Here is a 19,190-nt window from a genome sequence, read left to right as displayed (position 1 = left end):
GTTGCCATAAATGCTCAGATTGAGTTCAACAGGATTCCGGGAACGAGTAGCCTTGGAAACCCCACATGGCCGGTTTTATCCCGGTCCGCGAGGAAGGCCCAGCGATGGCAGACCCAGCAACCACGGCGTCGTCAGTCCCGGCAGGCCTTGACGCGGGCACCCGGCGGGACCGCCCACCCACCATCCGGGACGTGGCGGAGCTTGCCGGAGTGGCCACCTCCACCGTGTCGCGGGCCCTGGCGCGGCCCGACCGGGTCAACCCGCGGACCCGGATCCGGATCGAGGAAGCGGCCGCGGAGCTTAATTACGTGCCCAGCTCCCAGGCCCGCGGACTCAGTTCCGGACGGACCAACGCGGTGGCTGTCCTGGTCCCCGACATCACCAACCCGTTCTATTTCGACATCATCCGCGGCACCCAGCACCAGCTCAAGGCGGCCGGCGTCACCCAGCTCCTGGTGGACACAGAGGAGTCCAGCGAGATGGAACTCGACGCCCTGCACAAGATGCGCAAGTCCGCGGACGGCTTTATCCTGGCCGCGTCACGCCTGACGGACGCCCAGCTTGCGGAGGTCTCGCAGTCGCAGCCCCTGGTAACCTTCAACCGCGCCTCCACCAGTGCCCCGACGGTGATGATCGATACTCCCTCTGCCATCATCCAGGCCCTTGAGCACCTGGCCTCGCTGGGCCACCACAAAGTCTGCTATGTGGCCGGACCGCCCACCTCCTGGTCCAACCAGATGCGGTGGAAAGTCTTCGAGGAGGACGCAACCAAACGGGGCATGGAGGTCCACCGGATCGGCCCCTACGCCCCGAAAACCACGTCCGGTGCGGCGGCGGCGGATGCGGCCGTCAGGACGGGGGCAACGGCCTGCATCGTCTTCAACGACCTGCTGGCCATCGGCATGCTCCAGCGCCTCCAGGCCCGCGGCATCCGGGTTCCTGCCGACATGAGCATCATTGGCTCGGACGACATCTTCGGCGCGGACTTCTGCAACCCTCCGTTGACCACCATCTCCAGCCCTATCGAGCAGGCCGGCAGGGTGGCCGTGTCCATGCTGCTGGCGCAGCTCAACCCGCTGTCCGGAAGTGCCAGCAGGCAGCTCGCCGTCATGCCAACGCACCTGACCGTCAGGGAATCAACAGGCCCAGCCCCGGCCTGATCAGCCCACCGTGAACGGCAGGACCAGGCGCAAAAATGGAACCGAACCGCGCCCCTGGAAGTGCTGGCTGACAGCTGGTACCACCTGCTCTGCGACGAAGGCTGACCAGGGCAGCAGGAGCTAGGCCCGTTCGGTGATCCACGCACCAAGTTCGGCGGCGGTTTCCGCGGTGAGGGCGTGTCCGCCGGGGTCCTTGCGGGCGTGGGTGTCCGCCCCGGAGGCCCCCAGGAGGTAGCCCCAGGTGCGGCCCAGCAGCTCAGCCGGGATGACGGTGTCGGCTTCGCCGTGGGCCAGGAACACCGGGGCGCCGGCAAGCCGGTCGGGCGACGTCGGGACGCCAGCCTCGAACGGCAGCGTCCCGTAAAGGACGGCGGTGCCCGCGAAACGCTGCGGATCAGCCAGCAGCAACCCGCCCGCGAACGCCGCACCGCCACTGAAGCCGACAAGGATCACCGGCCGTCCTTCCGGGGCGATCGGGTCCAGCCAGGTCCGGAACCATGCCATTGTTTGGTCCAGCGAGTCGGCGACGGGCCGCCCGGTCCCCCGGTTCGCGAACCAGGCAAACCCGCCACCCGACGGGATCGGCGCCCGGACGGCAGCGTAGGAGAAACCTTCGGGAAGGTGGTTGGCCAGCCCGATGATTCCTGATTCATCCGATCCGCGGCCGTGCAGCAGCACCACGAGGGGGCGGTTGGGATCGTCGGGGCTCTGCCAGGCGACGGTGGGTTCGGCGAACGGTGCGTGCATATCGTGTCCTCGGTGTTGGTGGTGGAAATGGCTTGGGTCAGGCAGGGGCAGGAGCCCCGATTTCCCGGTTTACTGCGGGCATGATCTCGGTGGCGAGCAGTTCGATGGAACGCGCCGTTTCGGCGAACGGAAGCCCGCCCAGTCCGATCTGGGCCATGTAGCGGCTGGTGCCCAGTGCCTCATGGATGGCCAGGATCTTCTCCACCACCTGCTGTGGGCTCCCGACCAGCAGGCCGCCGCCGGGTTCAGACCAGTCATCGAAGGTTGAACGCGGGAAGTGGTCTACTGGGCGGGGCATGTTTTGCTCGAAGTACGCCCGGTAATAGGGATAGAAAGTGTCGCGTGCCTGCTGGGAGGTGGGGGCCACGTAGAAGTGGCCGCCGGCACCCACCGGCAGGGCGGCGGCGTCATGCCCGGCCTCGGCAGCGGTGTGCCGGTACAGCTCCACCAGGCGGCGGAACCGCTCGGGTCCGGACAGCAATGCAACAAACAACGGCAGGCCCAGGCGTCCTGCACGGGCAAAACTCGCGGGCGTCCCGCCGACCCCCACCCAGACGGGAAGTTTTTCCTGCAGCGGCCGCGGGGCAATGTCCATGCCGGGGATGGTCTGGGTCAATGTGCCCTGCCACGTCAGGGTGGCGTTGTCCCGCAGTTCCAGCAGCATGCGCAGCTTTTCGTCGAAGAGTTCGTCGTAATCCGCGGTGTCGTAGCCGAACAGTGGGTAGGACTCGATGAACGCGCCGCGCCCGGCGATGATCTCGGCGCGGCCGCCGGAAACCAGGTCCAGGGTGGCGAACTGTTCGAACAGCCGCACCGGGTCCTGGGTGGAGAGTACGGTAACGGCGGTACCCAGCCTCAGGTTGGTGGTCTCGCGGGCAACCGCGGCCAGCACCATCTCGGGGGCGGACAAGGCGAAGTCGTGGCGGTGGTGCTCGCCCAGGCCCAGGACGCTGATGCCCGCCTGGTCGGCCAGCCTGGCCAGCCCAATGATTTCTTCCAGCCGCTGGTGCGGCGACTGGGCCAGCCCGGTTATTCCGTTGCGGGATAGCTCACCAAAAGTAAAAATGCCGAAGTCCATATTGGTTGAACATTCAACTTTGCAGAAGTATTCCGAAGCTGCTCCGGCCGCCCGATCCCGGGACCTGCCCCGGACCCGCGAATAGGTACGGGCTTGAACCCTCAGGGCCTCCACTCCGGACGCGAAGCACCAGGGGGTCCCTATTACCTGCCCGTAGCCTAGCGGCCCGTTTCGGCGCCGGAGCATACTTGACCCGCCACTCGCATTGATGGACGAAAGAGACGTCCCACCGCACCCTCACCGGCAGTTCCGGGGATTCTGCCGGCATACCGCTGCGGGACGGGGGAACATCCCCGCCGCGTCGCAGCCCTTAAACGGAAGACACCGGTCTCGAAAGGGGTAAAGATCAACGATGAAACGCACCAGGACGGGACTGCTGTCCATGGCATCCGCCGCCGTGCTTGCCCTGGGACTTGCTCCCGGAGCTGCTGTGGCCCATGGCGGATCCGGGCACGGGGACCCGGACCAGAGTGACGACTGGCGGCACAATGACGATCAGCGCCGGCTGGTCAGGGCCCTGCGTGATGTCACCGACGACTACCGCTGGCTGGAGAACGCGGAGGCGGACGGATACCGGAAGATCACCGAATGCATCGACAAACCGGGCGTGGGAGCCATGGGCTTCCACTACGCGAAGCAGGAACTAATCGATGACAAGACCCAGGCCCGGAAGCCCGAGGTCCTCGTCTACATGCCTGACGAGGACGGGCAGTACGAGCTGGTGGCGGCCGAATTCATCTCGACGGCGGCCGAACGCCCCACCCTCGCCGGCCTCGATTTCGAGGACGGGCCGTTCCCCGGTTCCTATGCGCTTCACGCGTGGATCTGGCGGGACAACCCGGACGGCATGTTCGCTTCCTACAATCCGGACCTGAGCTGCCCCACGTAAGTCCCCGCTGACGCCGGACGCCGGCACGACGCAAGGCGGGCGTACGACGCCGGCACGACGCAAGGCGGGCGTACGACGCCGGGAGCCACCCGCCGTCGTACGCCCGCCTGTGGATCGTGGTGCTTAGGCTCGCACGAGCTTGGCGCCGGCAGGAACCTCCGCCGGGGCACCGGGCACGTCGCGGCCGTACAGCCAGTCGTTGTACTGGAAGTTGTTGTCGCCGCGGCTCTTGAACAGCATGTTCCGCAGGACGCGGGCCACGCCGTCCACGTGCCAGGACTCGCCCCAGATCCGGGCGGTGGTCTGGACACGGGCGGTACGCGCCGCCCGTGTTTCGTTGAACTCGCGGAAGGCATCCTCCCATGCACCGGCGTCGATACCCTCGGGCGTGAAGACCTTGTTCTGCGCGGCGTCCTGCAGCACTGCCGCATCCTCGAGTGCCTGGCAGGCGCCCTGGGCCAGGTACTGCAGCATCGGGTGGGCGGCATCGCCGATCAGCGCCATGCGGCCGGAAACCCAGGTTTCGATCGGGTTGCGGTCGTACATGGGCCAGCGGATACCGGTGGCCAGGTTCTTCAGGGCTTCCTGCACGGCGGGGACGCAGTCCTTGTAGGCCGCCTGGAGTTCGTCCACGCCGCCGTACTGCTCTTCGCCGCGCTCGAACGATGGGGACTTGAACACTGCCACGGTGTTGAGCAGCTGGCCCTTGCGGAGCGGGTACTGGACCAGGTGGCAGTTCGGGCCAAGGTAGACGATGACGTCCTCCAGGTCTGCGGCGGGGGTTTCCTCGGTAATGGGCACGGTGCCGCGGTACGCCACGTAGGCGGAGTTGACGGGGCCGTCGTTGGCGACGGTGGCGCGGAGGGTGGACTTCAGCCCGTCCGCTGCCAGGATGGCGTCAGCCTCGAACACCTCACCCTTGGCGGTGTAGGCGCGGGCCCGGTCGCCGTCGGTCTCCACCTTCTGCACCAGGACGTCGTTCACCAGGGTGACGCCGGCTTCTTGGCACGCTTCGAGCAGGATCCGGTGCAGGTCGCTGCGGTGGATCACCACATAGGGGGCGCCGTAGCGTTCCTCGAATTCGCCGCCCAGTGTCTGGCGGCTGAGTTCCTCGCCGGTGATGGCGTCGCAGAACACCAGGTGCTTGGGCTGGACGCCGATTTCCAGCGCCTTCTCCAGCAGGCCCCAGCGCTTAAGGACGCGGGAGGCGTTGGGGGCCATCTGCAGGCCGGCGCCGACTTCGCCGAAGGCGGGTGCCACTTCAACCAAGGTGACGTCGGCGCCGTTTTCGCGAAGCGCCAGCGCTCCGGCAAGTCCGGCCATGCCGCCGCCTACTACCAGGACGTCGGTGGACGCTTTGACGTTAGACATTCGAAACTCCTACTGCTGTTGATTTCTTGATTTTGGTACCGACGGCTGCGAGCAGGACTGCTGCTGCTGCGGCTGCTCCGGCAAATGCCAGGAAGTTCGAGTTGACGCCCAGCCCCGCCGCGAGCAGGAGCCCGCCGGCCTGCGGGGCGGCTACAGCCCCGATCCGGCCCACGCCGAGCGCCCAGCCAAGGGCGGTGCCGCGCAGGTGTGCCGGGTAGTGGCTGGCCACGGCGGCGATGATGAGGCACTGGGTGCCGTGCGTGCCCACGCCGGCGAGCACCAGCATGAGGTAGACGACGGCGACCGGCGGCCCGGTCACCAGGACCAGCAATCCGATGGCGGCCACGGCCGCTGCCGCGATGGCGGTGGGAAGGGGGCCGAACCGGGTGCCGGCCCAGGCGGTGAGCACCGAGCCCGCCACCGCGCCCAGGTTGAGGGCCAGGGCGAACGTCAGGGCGGACCCGAGGTTGTAGCCTGCCAGCTGCATGAGGTTGGGCAGCCAGGTGCCCAGCCCGTACCAGGCGAAGAGGGTCACCAGGGTGCCGATGGCGAACAACAGGCTGGTGCCGAGGTAGGGCGCACGGAGCAGGGATCCGAACCCGACGGCGTCCTTGGCGGTGCTGCCCTGGGCTGCGCCCTTCGAGCCGGGTGCCAGGGTCTCCGGCAGGTAGCGGATGCCCAGCGGGATGACCACCACCAGGGCGACGACGGCGACCAGGAACATGACCGGCCAGCCGAAGGCCGGGATCAGCGGAATGCCGACGAGGGCGGCGATGGAACCGCCGATGGGGACGCCGGACATCATCAGGGTGGCGATGGTGGACCGCCACTTTTCGGGAACGAGTTCTGCCACCAGGGCATTGGCCGACGGCACCAGGCCGCCCAGGCCGATGCCTGCCAGGAGACGCAGGCCGCCGAAGACGGGCGCGTTGGGGGCAAAGGCGCAGAGGATGGTGAAGAAGGAGAACACGACGGCGCAGCCAATGATGGTGCGCCGGCGGCCCCAGCTATCGGACATGCGGCCTGCGAAGACCGCTCCGATCATCATGCCGATGAAGGCCATCGACCCGATGGTGCCGGCGGTGGCCTTGGTCAGGCCCCAGCCGGTATCGCTGATGAGCGAGCCCTGGACCGTCCCATAGACGATCAGGTCATAGCCGTCGAAAACGACCAGCAGCCAGCACACCAGGACGGCAAGCACGGAACGCCGGGGAAACCCGGAACGGCCGGCCGGGGCGGGGGCGGCCGTGCGCTGCGGCGCTGCAGCGGAAGTTGTGTGATTCATCCCACCACTGTGCTGGCAGCCATACCGCTCCGCACATAAGATTCTGTTATGCAGAATCTTCCGGCCCGACGGAAGCCCACCTACTCCATTGAGGCGGTGGACAACGCCCTGCAGTTGCTGCAGCTCCTGCGGGACGTGGGCAGCCTGCGGCTCAAGGACGCCGCGGCGGAACTGGGCGTGGCCCCGTCCACCGCCCACCGGTTGCTTGCCATGCTGGTCTACCGCGGCTTCGCGGTGCAGGACGAAACGCGCCGTTACGTGCCGGGCCCGGCGATGGGCGCCGGCCCTGCCGGGTTCAGCTGGACCCGGCAGCTGCGCGACATCTCCCGGCCACACATGGAAGTCCTGTGCGCCCGCACCAACGAGACCGTCAACCTGATGATCCGGGTGGGAACCAAGGTCCGGTTCCTGGACACGGTGGAAAGCTCGAATATCCTGCGTGTGGGTGACCGCCAGGGGACATTGCTCCCGGCGCACAAGGCATCGGGAGGCAAAGCCATCCTGGCGGAGCTGGAACCGGCCGCGCTGGAACAGCTGTTCCGCAGCCCCAACGCGGAGCTGGCCGGCGACTTCATTCCCGACGCCGAGTACCCGGCATTCCTGCGCGAACTTGAGTCGGTGCGGGCCAACGGATTCGCTGCCAACTTCGAGGGCACCGAGGAGGGCATCAGCGCCTTCGGGATGGCGCTGCACAACGGCAAGGGCATGGTGGTGGGCGCCTTGAGCGTGGCCACTCCGGTGGCCAGGTTCCGGCCACTGTTCGACGCAGGGCTGGTGGGCGTGATGATGGAAACCCGGCGCCAACTGGAGATGGACATCGCGGCCAATCCGGCCGACGGCGGCGCGGGCGGCTGACCACTACTGGCAGCCCTTTCTGCTGTACAGAATATGTTAGGGATCACAGCGCTCATTCCTTAGGGTCGAATCCACGTCGCAGTCAGTCCGCACGCAAGGAGAAGGCCAGTGTCGATCAGCGCTCAAAACCAAACGCACGAATCTGTGGCACAGGAACACCATGTTCCCGAGCCCACCCCCGAGGAGGCTGCCCAGCTCGAGCAGCTGTACAAGGACTTCAACAAGGAAAACCTGATTCCCCTGTGGACGGAGATCGCGGACCTGATGCCCATGGTCCCGTCCCCCAAGGCGGTACCGCACGTCTGGCGGTGGGATGACCTGTACCCGCTCGCCGCCCGCGCCGGCGACCTGGTACCCGTGGGTCGCGGCGGGGAACGGCGGGCCATCGCCCTGGCCAACCCCGGCCTGGCCGGGACCCCGTACGCCACCCCCACCCTCTGGGCCGCCATCCAGTACCTGGGCGGCCGCGAAACCGCCCCCGAGCACCGCCACTCCCAGAACGCCTTCCGCTTCGTCGTCGAAGGCGAAGGCGTGTGGACCGTGGTGAACGGCGATCCTGTACGCATGTCCCGCGGCGACTTCCTGCTCACCCCGGGCTGGAACTTCCATGGCCACCACAACGACACCGATGAGCCCATGGCCTGGATCGACGGCCTGGACATCCCGTTCGTCCACTACGCCGACGCCGGGTTCTTCGAATTCGGCACCGAACGCGTCACGGACGAGGCCACCCCGGACATCTCCCGCTCCGAGCGGCTCTGGGCCCACCCCGGCCTGCGCCCGCTCTCCGGACTGGAGAACACCACCAACTCCCCCATCGCCGCCTACCGGTGGAAGTACACCGACGCCGCCCTGCGCGAGCAGCTGCTCCTGGAGGACGAGGGCCACCCCGCCACCGTGTCCCAGGGCCACGCCGCCATCCGGTACACCAACCCCACCACCGGCGGGGATGTCATGCCCACCATCCGCGCGGAGTTCCACCGCCTGCGGGCCGGCGCCTGGACCGAGACCGTCCGCGAGGTGGGCTCCAGCGTCTGGCAGGTCTTCGACGGCACCGGCACCGTGACGCTCAACGGCGAAACCAGGGTCCTGGCCAAGGGCGACCTGTTCGTGGTCCCGTCCTGGGCCGCCTGGTCCCTGCAGGCCGAATCCGAGTTTGACCTGTTCCGGTTCAGCGACGCACCCATCTTTGAGCGCCTGAACTTCAACCGCACCTACATCGAAGGACGCACCAAGTAATGAAACTCCTCACCCTCCGCACAGCTGTTGGCACCAAAGCTGTCCGCCAGGACGGCGACACCCTCACCGAGATCCCGGGCTTCTCCGACGTCGGGGCCCTGCTGAAGGACCCCAACTGGGAAACCACCGCCAAGGCGGCCAACGGCGCAACGCACCCAGTGGACGGCGCCGACCTCGCCGCCGTCGTGCCCTCCCCTGGCAAGATCATCTGCGTGGGCCACAACTACCGCAACCACATCAAGGAAATGGGCCGGCAGGTTCCCGAGCACCCCACCCTGTTCGCCAAATACGCCGAATCCCTAATCGGCCCTAACGATGACCTGGCCCTGCCGCAGGAATCGGACACCGTGGACTGGGAAGCCGAACTCGCCGTCGTCATCGGCAAGGCCGGCCGCCGCATCCCCGAAGCCGAAGCCGCTGAGCACATCGCCGGGTACTCCGTGCTCAACGACGTCTCCATGCGCGACTACCAGTTCCGGACCATCCAGTGGCTGCAGGGCAAGACCTGGGAGAAGTCCACCCCGTTCGGGCCGGCCCTGGTCACCAAGGACGAGTTCACCGCCGGCCCGCTGATGACCTCCGCCGTGGACGGCGAAGTCCAGCAGTCCACCCCCACCTCGGACCTGGTGTTCACCCCTGAGTTCCTGGTCTCCTACATCTCCACCATCATCACCCTGAACCCGGGCGACGTGATCGCCACCGGCACCCCCGGCGGCGTGGGCCACGCCCAGGACCCCAAGCGCTACCTGCAGGAGGGCCAGGTCCTGGTCACCACCATCGAGGGCCTGGGCCAGCTGACCAACCGCGTGGTCAAGGAAGCCTGATGGTTGCCCGGCACGACCAGACCACCGATCCCGTCCTGCTCGACGGGCTCCTGCAGGCCCGGCGCGGCACCGCGTTCTTCGCCCGCAAGCTCAACGAGCTCACGGACGCGGAACTGGACGGGGACTCGCTGCTGCCGGGCTGGACCCGCCGGCACGTTGTGGCCCACGTGGGCTACAACGCGCGGGCCGTGGCACGGCTGGTCGAATGGGCAGCCACCGGCGTGGAGACCCCCATGTACCCCTCGGTGGAGGTCCGCAACCACGAGATCGACTTCGGCGCCACGCTCAGTCCCATCGCGCTGCGGAACCTGTTCGACCACTCCGCCGTGCACCTGAACGTCGAGTGGCGCGACCTGCCCGCCGAGAACTGGCACCACAAGGTCAAGACCGTCCAGGGCAGGACCGTTCCCGCCGAAGAAACCGTCTGGATGCGCACCAGGGAAGTGTGGGTGCACGCCGTTGACCTGGACAACGGGGCCACGTTCCGGGACATCCCCGCACCCGTCCTGGAACGGCTCCTCACGGACATCACCGGCGCCTGGCACGCCCGCGGCACGGACAAGGACCTCGTGGTCAAGGTCACCGGCCAACCCTCTGCGCTGGTCTTCGGTGACACGGCAGCCGCCTCCCCCACCGTGGTGTCCGGCTCCCTGGCCGCCATTGCACAGTGGGCCACCGGCCGCGGCACGGACGGCACCACGGCACAGCACGACGGCGGATCGGTCACCCCCGCGCCCCCGGCCCCGGCCTGGATCTAGCTGCAGATCGAGCGCCCGGGCAAGCCATCTGCCACACCGCACCCAAGGCGTGCCCGCCGGACTCCTCCCACGCAGCCGGCCTTCGCCTCGGGCTGCAAACCAAAAAACCGTCCCCGCGTTTGGGACCGGGCCCATAATCAGGACGGCGGCCGCTGGATAGCATGGGGTGACCGGACAGAGCCGTCCGGCGGGATCGACGCAAAAGGAAAACCCATGGCCGCGGTTACGGTGGATGACATCCTCTCGGATCTCCCCCTTGGCTTCGCCAGCCTCATCCTCCGCCCAGCCCCCTCGGCGCCGGCCATTGAACGGTTCCTTATTGTCGACGCCGACGACGAGTCCGTCCAAGCTGCCGGCGCGTTTGTCCTGCTCATCGGTGTCCGCGGCCGCTCCGCCCTGCCGGCGCTCCGGCGGCTCCTGAAGGACCCGCCCCCGGTGGTAGCCGTCAAGGGCAACCGCGAAGACCTCGCCGAAGCGGAAGAACTCCTGCAGGCGGCGGGCTCGGGCCTGCTGCTGGTTGATCCGGCCGCCGACTGGGACCGCCTGCTGTCCATCGCAAAGGACCGGATCCAGCCACGCAGCTACGAGAGCGAAGTCCTCACCCTGCTTGAGGAAGACCTGTTCGCCATCGCCCAGACCACGGCCAGGCTCACCTCCAGCCACGTGCTGATCGAGGACGCGGCCAACAAGGTCCTGGCGTACTCCACGGTCACCAACGACATCGACGAGCTCCGCAAAGCGTCCATCCTGTCCCGCCGCGGCCCGCGGAAGTACGAGCTGCTGCTCAAGGACCTGGGTGCCTACCGCGAACTCCACCGCACCCGGCAGCCGGTCCGCGTCCCCGCGAGACCCCAGGACGGGCTGCGTGAACGGGTGGCCATCGCGCTCTTCGCCGGGGAGCGGATCATGGGCTACATCTGGCTCCAGGAGACCGGAGAAGGCTTCGGGCCCGACGTGGAGTACGTCCTCACCGGATCCGCAGCCAGGGTTTCCGCCGAACTGATCCGCTACCGCAACCAGCAGTCCGTCCACATGCGGGAGGACCGGGTGGCACGGATCCTGTCAGGTCCCGCCGAGGCCGCCGCCAGCGCCCACAGCGGAAAGATCCCCTCGGAGCGTCCCGCGGCGCTGCTCCTGATGGGCATGTCCGACGCCGACTCCCGGGCCGACGACGCCGCGCTCAAGCACGGCGAACTGGCCAACCTGGCCTCCATTCACGCTGCCGCCTACAAGGCATCCGCCGTCGTGGGCCAGTTCAACGGTGACACGGCCATTATCCTGCCGGACCTGCAGTCCAGCACGGCGGAGGCGGGGCTGAGGGCACTTGCCGAAGCGGTGGTCAAGGATGCCAGCAAGCACCTGGGCATCATTCCCTTCGCCGCCGTCGGACCGCTGGCGCCGGACCTGCTGTCCATCCACGGGGTCACCGGCATCACTGAAGCGCTGCTGGCCTGCGTGCGGAACGCCACACCGGGCACGGTGGCCACCGTTGACGATTTCGAGGCGGAAATCCTCTACCGCGAGGCCGTACGGAACTTCCACAGCTCACCCTTCCGGCACCGCAGCATGGCGGCGCTGCTCCAGGAGGATGCCGAACTCGCAGCAACCCTGCAGGCCTACTTCGATGCCTGCTTCGACGTCTCCGAATGCGCCAAACACATGAACCTGCACAAAAACACCGTCTATTACCGCGTTGCCAAGGCGGCCAGGGTCACCGGCCTGGACTTCGGCAACCCCCGCGATTCACTGGTGGCCCTGCTCCATCTCCAGGAGTGGGCCGCCTCCACCGACAATCCAGGCAGGAAATGAGCACCACACTCAGCGCACCGCCCCTGGGCCTCCTCCTTGAGGACATCGTCCGGCGCCACCGGCCCAGGCAGAACGCGGGCAGCGTTCCCGGAAACATCCCTTTCCTGGCTACGGTCCCGTTCGACCGCTTCGGCATCGCTGTCGCCACCACCTCCGGCGAGGTCTTCAGCTCCGGGGACGCCGGCGTTCCCTTTTCCATCCAGAGCATTTCCAAGGTGTTCACCCTGGCTATGGCCCTGCAGGGCGGCAGGTCCGCCGCCCTGTGGTCCCGGGTGCTGCGCGAACCCTCCGGAACGTCCTTCAACTCGCTGGTCCAGTTGGAAGCCGAAAAGGGCATTCCCCGCAATCCGTTCATCAACGCCGGCGCCCTGGTGGTCACCGACCACCTGCTGGAGGAGACGCCCGACGCCGCCACGCAGCTCCTGCGGTTCCTCACCGAACAAGCGGGGAGCCATGAGGCGGAGCCTGGCTCCCACGCACCGTTCATCGATGAAGCCGCTGCTGCCGGCGAGCTGGCCGGCAGCAGCCGCAACCTGGCCCTGGCGCACTTCCTCAAGGATTTTGGCAACCTCACCCAGCCGGCCGCGGCAGTGGTGGAGAACTACGTCCGCCAGTGCTCCATCATGATGACCTGCGTCCAGCTGGCCCGTGCCGGCCTGTTCCTTGCCAACGACGGCCAGGGATCAACTGGCAGGGTGCTGTCCCCCAGCGAGGCCAAGCGGATTGGCTCCATCATGCTGACCTGCGGCATGTATGACGCCGCCGGCGAATTCGCGTACCGGGTGGGCCTGCCCGGCAAGAGCGGAGTAGGCGGCGGGATCCTGGTGATCGTCCCGGGCCAATGCGCCATCTGCGTCTGGAGTCCCCGGCTGGACGCCAAGGGCAATTCCCTTGCCGGCACCGCAGCCCTGGCCGACCTCTCCGACCGCACCGGCTGGTCAGTCTTCTAAGTTTTCCCCATCCAGCAAGATCTTTTCCGGATCGAAAGGAATACCCATGCCCAACAACCCCAATGAAGAGGTTGAGTTCGACCACTTGATTGACGGTGGTCACGCGCATGCGTCCGAGACCTCCCTGCACGCGGAGGACAAGGGTTACCACAAGAACCTGAAGCCGCGGCAGATCCAGATGATCGCGATCGGCGGTGCGATCGGTACCGGCCTGTTCCTGGGCGCAGGCGGCCGGCTCAATGCCGCGGGCCCGTCGCTGGTCATCGCGTACGCGGTGTGCGGGTTCTTCGCGTTCCTGATCCTGCGCGCCCTGGGCGAACTGGTCCTGCACCGGCCTTCCTCGGGCTCGTTCGTTTCCTACGCCCGTGAATTCTTCGGTGAAAAAGCCGCGTTCGTCTCCGGCTGGTTCTACTGGATCAACTGGGCCACCACCACCATCGTGGACATCACCGCCGCCGCCCTCTACATGCACTTCTTCGGCAACTACGTCCCGTGGATGGCCGATGTCCCGCAGTGGGCCTGGGCACTGACCGCCCTCGTCGTGGTCCTGGCCCTGAACCTGGTCTCCGTGAAAGTCTTCGGCGAAATGGAATTCTGGTTCGCCCTGATCAAGGTCGCCGCCCTCGTCGCGTTCCTCATCATCGGCACCTACTTCGTCATCTTCGGCACCCCCGTGGACGGCCAGCAGGTCGGCATCAGCCTCCTGTCCGATAACGGCGGGATCTTCCCCAACGGCCTGCTGCCCATGATCATCCTCATGCAGGGCGTCCTGTTCGCCTACGCCTCCATCGAACTCGTCGGCACCGCCGCCGGCGAAACCGAAAACCCCGAAAAAATCATGCCCAAGGCCATCAACTCCGTGGTCTTCCGCATCGCCGTGTTCTACGTCGGCTCCGTAATCCTCCTGGCCCTGCTGCTGCCCTTCACGTCCTACCAAAAGGGCGTCAGCCCCTTCGTGACGTTCTTCGGCTCCATCGGCGTCCAGGGCGTGGACGTCATCATGAACCTCGTGGTCCTCACCGCAGCCCTGTCCTCCCTGAACGCCGGGCTCTACTCCACCGGCCGGATCCTGCGCTCCATGTCCGTCAACGGCTCCGCCCCCAAGTTCGCCTCCCGCATGAACAAAGCAGGCGTCCCCTACGGCGGCATCGCCATCACCGCCGTCGTCTCCCTCCTCGGGGTCCCGCTGAACTACCTCGTCCCCGCCGAAGCCTTCGAAATCGTCCTGAACATCGCCTCCGTCGGCATCATCATGACCTGGGCCACCATCGTCCTGTGCCAAATCCAGCTCAAACGCTGGGCCGACAAAGGCTGGGTGGAGCGCCCCTCGTTCCGCATGTTCGGTGCCCCCTACACCGGCTACCTCTCCCTGCTCTTCCTCGTCGGCGTCCTCATCATGGTCTTCATCGACTCACCCCTGACCATGCTCGTCACCGCCATCGCTTCCGTCCTCATGGTCCTCGGCTGGTACGCCTGCCGCCACCGCATCCGCCAAATCGCCGAAACCCGCGAAGGCTTCACCGGCAAAGCACCCGTGATCGCCAACCGGACGCCCATTTCCTGACCACAACGCCTGCAACCCTCCGAGCTGAAGAAAGACCATGACACCAGAGCCGCAGCCCACCCTGACCACCTCCCGTCCCCAGCCTGCCGCCGTCGTCCACCACCAGGACCGTGTGGCGCCCGCCCTCAAATCCGCCGGCCACGTCATCGTCGATTCCCTGGTGGCCCACGGCGTGGAACGCACCTATGTGGTTCCCGGCGAGAGCTTCCTCGACGTGCTGGACGGCCTGCACCAGTCCAGCATCGAAACCATCGTCTGCCGGCATGAGGGCGGGGCCGCGTACATGGCGGAGGCGGACGGCAAGATGCAGCAACGGCCGGGCGTCGCGATGGTCACCCGGGGGCCGGGGGCCGCGAACGCGCATGTGGGCCTGCACACCGCCTGGCAGGACTCCACCCCCATGCTGCTCTTCGTGGGCCTGATCCCGTTTGCCCACCGGGACCGTGAAGCGTTCCAGGAATTCGACATCAAGTCCTGGTTCGATACCGGCGCCAAGCGCGTCATGGTCCTGGACCATCCGGAGCGGGCCTCCGAAATCGTGGCCGAGGCCATGTTTGCGGCGATGAGCGGACGGCCCGGGCCCGTGGTTGTCGGCCTGCCGGAGGACGTGATCCGGCAGCAGGTCAGCCCGGTCCTCCACCCCGCCATACCCGTAGCCGCCGGGGGCCTGAGCGGTACGGACTCCGCGGCGCTGAAGGCTGCCCTGGCCGAGTCCAGCAAGCCGCTCTTCGTCACCGGCGGCAACGACTGGACGCAGGAGGCAGCCGGACAGCTCACCGCCTGGCTGGAGCGGCACCACATCCCGGCCGCCGCCGAATGGCGCACGCAGGGCACGGTGTCCTTCGATTCGCCGTCCTACGTGGGGCCCATCGGGTACGGCCGGCCGCGCCCCACGTATGACCTCCTGGAGGAGACCGACCTCCTGGTGTTCGTGGGCACGGTGCCGGGAGATGTGATCACTGACGGATTCGTGTGCCGCCAGGACTGGAGCAAGAAGAACTTCCTGGTGACGGCGGACCCGTCGCTGCGCGGGCGGTCCGGACCCGTGTCACGGCAGATCCTGGCCAAACCGGACGCATTCGTCCGCGACCTGGCGGGCATCGACCTCCCGGTCAATGAGGAGTGGAAGGACTGGACCGCCAGGATGCGCGCCGAGCAGGAAAGCTTCGCGGCGCTCCCTTCTGCGGCGCCGGCTCCGGGCCAGGCGAGGATGGACACCCTGATGGCCAACCTCGTGCCCCGTCTTCCCGGGAACGCGATGGTGACGTTCGGGGCCGGGGAACACACCAACTGGGCCCACCGGTATTTCCCCACCCGCCGCTACGCGTCCATGATCAGCGCCCGCAACGGCTCCATGGGGTACTCAGTACCGTCCGCGATCGCCGCTTCCCTGGCTGAGCCCGGGCGGCGCGTGGTGACCATCGCGGGGGACGGCGAGTTCCTCATGAACGGGCAGGAACTCGCCACCGCCGCCCAGTACGGTGCAACGCCCCTGGTGGTGGTCATGGACAACCAGGAGTACGGCACCATCCGCACGCACCAGGAACGGCACTACCCGCAGCGCGTGTCCGGAACGCAGTTGAAGAACCCGGATTTCGCCCTGATGGCCAGGGCTTTCGGCGGGTTCGGCATCACCGTCACGGAGGACCGCGACGTGCCGGCCGCCCTGGATGCCGCGCTGGCGGCCATCGACCGTGACGGGGTGTTTGCCCTCATCCACCTCATCGTGGAGCAGCGCGTCAAGGCGTACTGAGGCAACCTGCCGCTGCTGCGGCAGGCTTCATCCGGTGACGCGGACGACGGCGGGACCTCCCGCCGTCGTCCGTTTGGGTTTAATTGCCGGTCGGCGGAATAGAACGGCAAGTGCTGTAGTTGAAGCTTCAAGTAAGGGCATTTCAACGAAGGACTTCAGTGAATTTCCTATCCCGCCTCTTTGGAAAGAAGAACATCATGACTGACATCACCATCATTGGCACCGGCAACATGGCCCGCGGACTTGCAGCCCGCGCCGTCGCCGGAGGCAACAGCGTCCAGATCCTGGCCCACGGGGACAAGGCCAAGGCCGACGCCCTGGCCGCGGAATTCACAGGGCAGGTGAGCACCGGCGTGCTGGGCGACGCCATCACCGGTTCCATCGTCATCCCGGCGGTGTACTTCGACGCCGCCAAGGACATCGTGGCCCGCTACGGCGACAGCCTCGACGGCAAGGTCTACGTGGACATCACCAACCCGGTGGACTTCTCCACCTTTGAAGGCCTCTCCGTTCCCGCCGGCAGCTCCGCCGCGGAAGAACTGCAGAAGACCACCGGAGCCACGGTGGTCAAGGCGTTCAACACCACCTTCGCCGCCGCATTGGGTGCGGGCAAGGTGGCCGGCCAGCCGCTGGACGTCCTGGTTGCCGGCGACAATGACGACGCTGTCGCCGCCGTGGCCGCCTTCGCTTCTGCCGCCGGCCTGACCCCCATCATGGTGGGACCGCTCCGCCGCGCACGGCAGCTGGAACAGACCGGTTTCCTGAACATCCTGCTCTCAGCCAATGAGCAGCTGCCGCAGTTCCAGTGGAACTCTGCCCTGAGGTTCGTTCCCGCGGCGTAACCGGGAAGGTATGCAGCTGGAAGACAAAGGGAAGGCCGGCACGAATGTGCCGGCCTTCCCTTTGTCGCTTTCCCCAGGCTACAGCCGGTCCGTCCGGTCCTCGCCGCCCTTGTGGCCGGCCCCGCGGAGGTTCTCCTGGACCTTTCCGAACAGGTCCTTGATGGTGGATTCCGCGTTGGAAATGACGTCCACCGGCACGTAAACCTCATGGGTCAGGGGCAGATCGTATTCGTCCTTCAGGTGGGTGCCGCTTCCCACTCCCGCCAGGGACAGGTAGACCATCGCTTCCGTCCGTGCGATGCCTGCGAGCTTCCCGAAGACGACGGTGAACTCGTTCGGCTGGAAGCTGATTGTCTGCCCAATATGGCTCCGGCCCAGTTCACCGGCGTGAACGACCTTCTCCGACTGGCTTCCGGTGTAGTCCATGAACTTCTCCTTCGATCGCCAACACGTACGCTGGCAGTCTAACGCCGCCCTCAACGCCGTCACAGGCCCGGGCACTGCGGCGTGGCCGGTAGAATCCTGAAGGCCGGACCCTTTGTTCCGGACCGGCAATCGGAACCGGCCCCGCAACCTGCAGCGCCGGCTGACAGCAGGAGGAGCAGCCGTGCGTGATCCCCTCCCGCGGTCACCGTTCCACCTCCTCCGCGCGTCAACCCTGGCGGCAGGCACCCTGGCACTGGCCGCCGGCGCCCACGTGGCCGGCGGAGGCCAACTGCCGGCCCCCGTCATCCTCCTCGCGGTACTGGCATTGACCGCACTGGCCAGCACTGTCGCCACCCGGCTCCGGCTCTCCTTCCCCGCCATCGGCGCACTCCTGGGCGGCGGCCAGCTTGCCCTGCACGAACTCCTCACCGCCTTCTCCAGCCCCCTTCCCGGCGCAGCACCCGGTCCGGAGCCGGCCCACCTGCACAGTGACAGCCTGCTTGCCCTGCACGGCTTTGCTCCCCTCGCCGAACACCTGAGCCCGGCGGACCCCGGGCTTGCGCCCCTGATGCTCGGGGCGCATGCGGCGGCAACGTTGGGCTGCGCGCTGCTTCTCGCCAAAGGTGAAACCGCCCTGTGGGCACTGGCCGGCTGGCTCCGGCCCTTCGCGGGCCTTCCCCGCCCCCTCGCGCCGCTCCCCGCAGTCCGCCTGGACGGGCTGTTCAGGCACGCCCCCTTGCGCCGCTCCCCCTGGCGCAACCTCCGCCAGGACAGCCGGCGCGGCCCGCCTTCCGCCGTCGTACCCGCTCTTTAAAGCCCGGCACCGGCCCTCCCGGCGCCGGGGACCAGACTTTTGCCCCCCCGTCCAGGGGCGTGCGCCCGAAAGGCAACCCATGACAACCCCAGTTCTTCGCCGTACCCTGACCACCTCCGCAGCCGCCGCAGGCTCAGCCGTTCTGCTGCTCGCCGCTGCTGCCGGCGCCTCCGCACACGTTGGCGTGACGCCGGACAAGACCGACGCCGGCTCTTACGCACTGCTGACGTTCGGGATCCCGCACGGCTGCGACACGTCCCCCACCACCAAGGTGGCCATCACGCTGCCCCCGGAATTGAACGATGCCCAGCCCACGGTCAATCCCAACTGGACCGCAGAGAAGGTGACCGAGCAGTTCACCGAACCCCGGAAGCTTTCCGACGGTTCCAGCATCACCAAGCGCACCAGCCAGATTGTGTACACCGCCAAAACGCCATTGAGCCCTGAGCTCCGCGACGCCCTGGTCCTGTCCGTGCACCTGCCGGACAGTGCCGGCGCAACCCTGCACTTCCCCACGCTGCAGACCTGCGAAAGCGGCCAGACGGACTGGTCCCAGGTCGCCGCCGACGGCCAGGACCCGCACGACCTGAAGGCGCCAGCACCCTCGATCACCCTCACCGCCGCGGCTACCGGTGATGCCCACGGGGCCGGTGCAGCACATGTAACCGGGCAGGCGGCGGCTGTGACCGACACCGGGGCCGGGGCGCGGAGCTGGACCGGACTCGCCGCCGGAGTAGGCGGGCTGGTCCTTGGCGGCGCGGCCCTGCTCCGGACCAGGGGCGGACGCCGCGCACCGGCCGGTGACGCGGCAACCGGCAACCAGTAA

Annotated in this window: 18 protein-coding genes; 13 read left to right on the top strand and 5 right to left on the bottom strand. The window is 67.4% G+C overall.

Annotated features, from left to right (window positions below):
• Window positions 1-104 precede the first annotated feature (104 nt).
• Window positions 105-1,160 carry a LacI family DNA-binding transcriptional regulator gene (locus AB0280_RS14535; protein WP_159633018.1) on the top strand — a complete coding sequence of 352 codons (1,056 nt, stop codon included), beginning with the start codon at window positions 105-107 and terminating at the stop codon, window positions 1,158-1,160.
• Between the two features lie 120 nt (window positions 1,161-1,280).
• Here the strand turns inward: AB0280_RS14535 and AB0280_RS14530 are convergent, their stop codons facing one another.
• Window positions 1,281-1,907, bottom strand: coding sequence for an alpha/beta hydrolase (locus AB0280_RS14530; RefSeq protein ID WP_366367649.1), 627 nt, complete (start codon window positions 1,905-1,907; stop codon window positions 1,281-1,283).
• A 37-nt stretch (window positions 1,908-1,944) separates the two neighbouring features.
• Entirely contained in the window at window positions 1,945-2,985 is a 1,041-nt protein-coding gene (locus AB0280_RS14525) for an LLM class flavin-dependent oxidoreductase (RefSeq protein ID WP_366367647.1), read from the bottom strand.
• 352 nt (window positions 2,986-3,337) lie between these two features.
• Between AB0280_RS14525 and AB0280_RS14520 the strand changes: the two genes are divergently transcribed.
• Window positions 3,338-3,874 (top strand): hypothetical protein, encoded by a 537-nt coding sequence (locus AB0280_RS14520; RefSeq protein WP_366367646.1) that lies wholly within the window; start codon window positions 3,338-3,340, stop codon window positions 3,872-3,874.
• Window positions 3,875-3,997: 123 nt separating this feature from the next.
• On the opposite strand, the gene AB0280_RS14515 is transcribed toward AB0280_RS14520, so the two are convergent.
• Both AB0280_RS14515 and AB0280_RS14510 read right to left on the bottom strand, forming a co-directional pair.
• The gene (locus AB0280_RS14515; protein ID WP_366367644.1) at window positions 3,998-5,245 is read right to left on the bottom strand and encodes an FAD-dependent oxidoreductase; all 1,248 of its coding nucleotides are present in this window, start codon (window positions 5,243-5,245) and stop codon (window positions 3,998-4,000) included.
• The gene (locus tag AB0280_RS14510; protein ID WP_366367642.1) at window positions 5,238-6,530 is read right to left on the bottom strand and encodes an MFS transporter; all 1,293 of its coding nucleotides are present in this window, start codon (window positions 6,528-6,530) and stop codon (window positions 5,238-5,240) included. The genes AB0280_RS14515 and AB0280_RS14510 overlap by 8 nt, the downstream gene beginning before the upstream one ends.
• 48 nt (window positions 6,531-6,578) lie before the next feature.
• On the opposite strand from AB0280_RS14510, the gene AB0280_RS14505 reads away from it, so the two are divergent.
• From AB0280_RS14505 to AB0280_RS14465, 9 genes are all read left to right on the top strand, one after another.
• Entirely contained in the window at window positions 6,579-7,385 is an 807-nt protein-coding gene (locus AB0280_RS14505) for an IclR family transcriptional regulator (protein WP_366367640.1), read from the top strand.
• Between the two features lie 108 nt (window positions 7,386-7,493).
• Entirely contained in the window at window positions 7,494-8,624 is a 1,131-nt protein-coding gene (locus AB0280_RS14500) for a cupin domain-containing protein (protein ID WP_366367639.1), read from the top strand.
• Window positions 8,624-9,448 carry a fumarylacetoacetate hydrolase family protein gene (locus AB0280_RS14495; RefSeq protein ID WP_366367638.1) on the top strand — a complete coding sequence of 275 codons (825 nt, stop codon included), beginning with the start codon at window positions 8,624-8,626 and terminating at the stop codon, window positions 9,446-9,448. Before AB0280_RS14500 ends, AB0280_RS14495 begins: the two co-directional genes overlap by 1 nt.
• Window positions 9,448-10,206 carry a maleylpyruvate isomerase family mycothiol-dependent enzyme gene (locus AB0280_RS14490; protein ID WP_366367636.1) on the top strand — a complete coding sequence of 253 codons (759 nt, stop codon included), beginning with the start codon at window positions 9,448-9,450 and terminating at the stop codon, window positions 10,204-10,206. The genes AB0280_RS14495 and AB0280_RS14490 overlap by 1 nt, the downstream gene beginning before the upstream one ends.
• Window positions 10,207-10,419: 213 nt before the next feature.
• Window positions 10,420-12,015 carry a PucR family transcriptional regulator gene (locus tag AB0280_RS14485; RefSeq protein WP_366367634.1) on the top strand — a complete coding sequence of 532 codons (1,596 nt, stop codon included), beginning with the start codon at window positions 10,420-10,422 and terminating at the stop codon, window positions 12,013-12,015.
• The gene (locus AB0280_RS14480) at window positions 12,012-12,965 is read left to right on the top strand and encodes a glutaminase (protein ID WP_366367633.1); all 954 of its coding nucleotides are present in this window, start codon (window positions 12,012-12,014) and stop codon (window positions 12,963-12,965) included. Before AB0280_RS14485 ends, AB0280_RS14480 begins: the two co-directional genes overlap by 4 nt.
• A gap of 46 nt (window positions 12,966-13,011) precedes the next feature.
• Entirely contained in the window at window positions 13,012-14,529 is a 1,518-nt protein-coding gene (locus tag AB0280_RS14475; protein WP_366367631.1) for an amino acid permease, read from the top strand.
• A 37-nt stretch (window positions 14,530-14,566) separates the two neighbouring features.
• Window positions 14,567-16,282, top strand: coding sequence for a thiamine pyrophosphate-dependent enzyme (locus AB0280_RS14470; protein ID WP_366367630.1), 1,716 nt, complete (start codon window positions 14,567-14,569; stop codon window positions 16,280-16,282).
• Between the two features lie 197 nt (window positions 16,283-16,479).
• Entirely contained in the window at window positions 16,480-17,124 is a 645-nt protein-coding gene (locus tag AB0280_RS14465; protein WP_366367628.1) for an NADPH-dependent F420 reductase, read from the top strand.
• 78 nt (window positions 17,125-17,202) lie between these two features.
• On the opposite strand, the gene AB0280_RS14460 is transcribed toward AB0280_RS14465, so the two are convergent.
• Complete coding sequence (locus AB0280_RS14460; protein WP_366367626.1) at window positions 17,203-17,550, bottom strand: hypothetical protein; 348 nt, start codon at window positions 17,548-17,550, stop codon at window positions 17,203-17,205.
• Window positions 17,551-17,731: 181 nt separating this feature from the next.
• Between AB0280_RS14460 and AB0280_RS14455 the strand changes: the two genes are divergently transcribed.
• Window positions 17,732-18,364 carry a hypothetical protein gene (locus tag AB0280_RS14455; protein ID WP_307487892.1) on the top strand — a complete coding sequence of 211 codons (633 nt, stop codon included), beginning with the start codon at window positions 17,732-17,734 and terminating at the stop codon, window positions 18,362-18,364.
• Between the two features lie 79 nt (window positions 18,365-18,443).
• Window positions 18,444-19,190, top strand: a complete 747-nt coding sequence (locus AB0280_RS14450) for a YcnI family protein (RefSeq protein ID WP_307487890.1) — start codon at window positions 18,444-18,446, stop codon at window positions 19,188-19,190.

The sequence above is a fragment of the Pseudarthrobacter sp. 902506025 genome (genome assembly GCF_040702325.1).
Taxonomy (GTDB): Bacteria; Actinomycetota; Actinomycetes; order Actinomycetales; family Micrococcaceae; genus Arthrobacter.
Note: the sequence above shows the minus strand (reverse complement) of the source record. Positions and strands in the feature narration are given on the sequence as shown.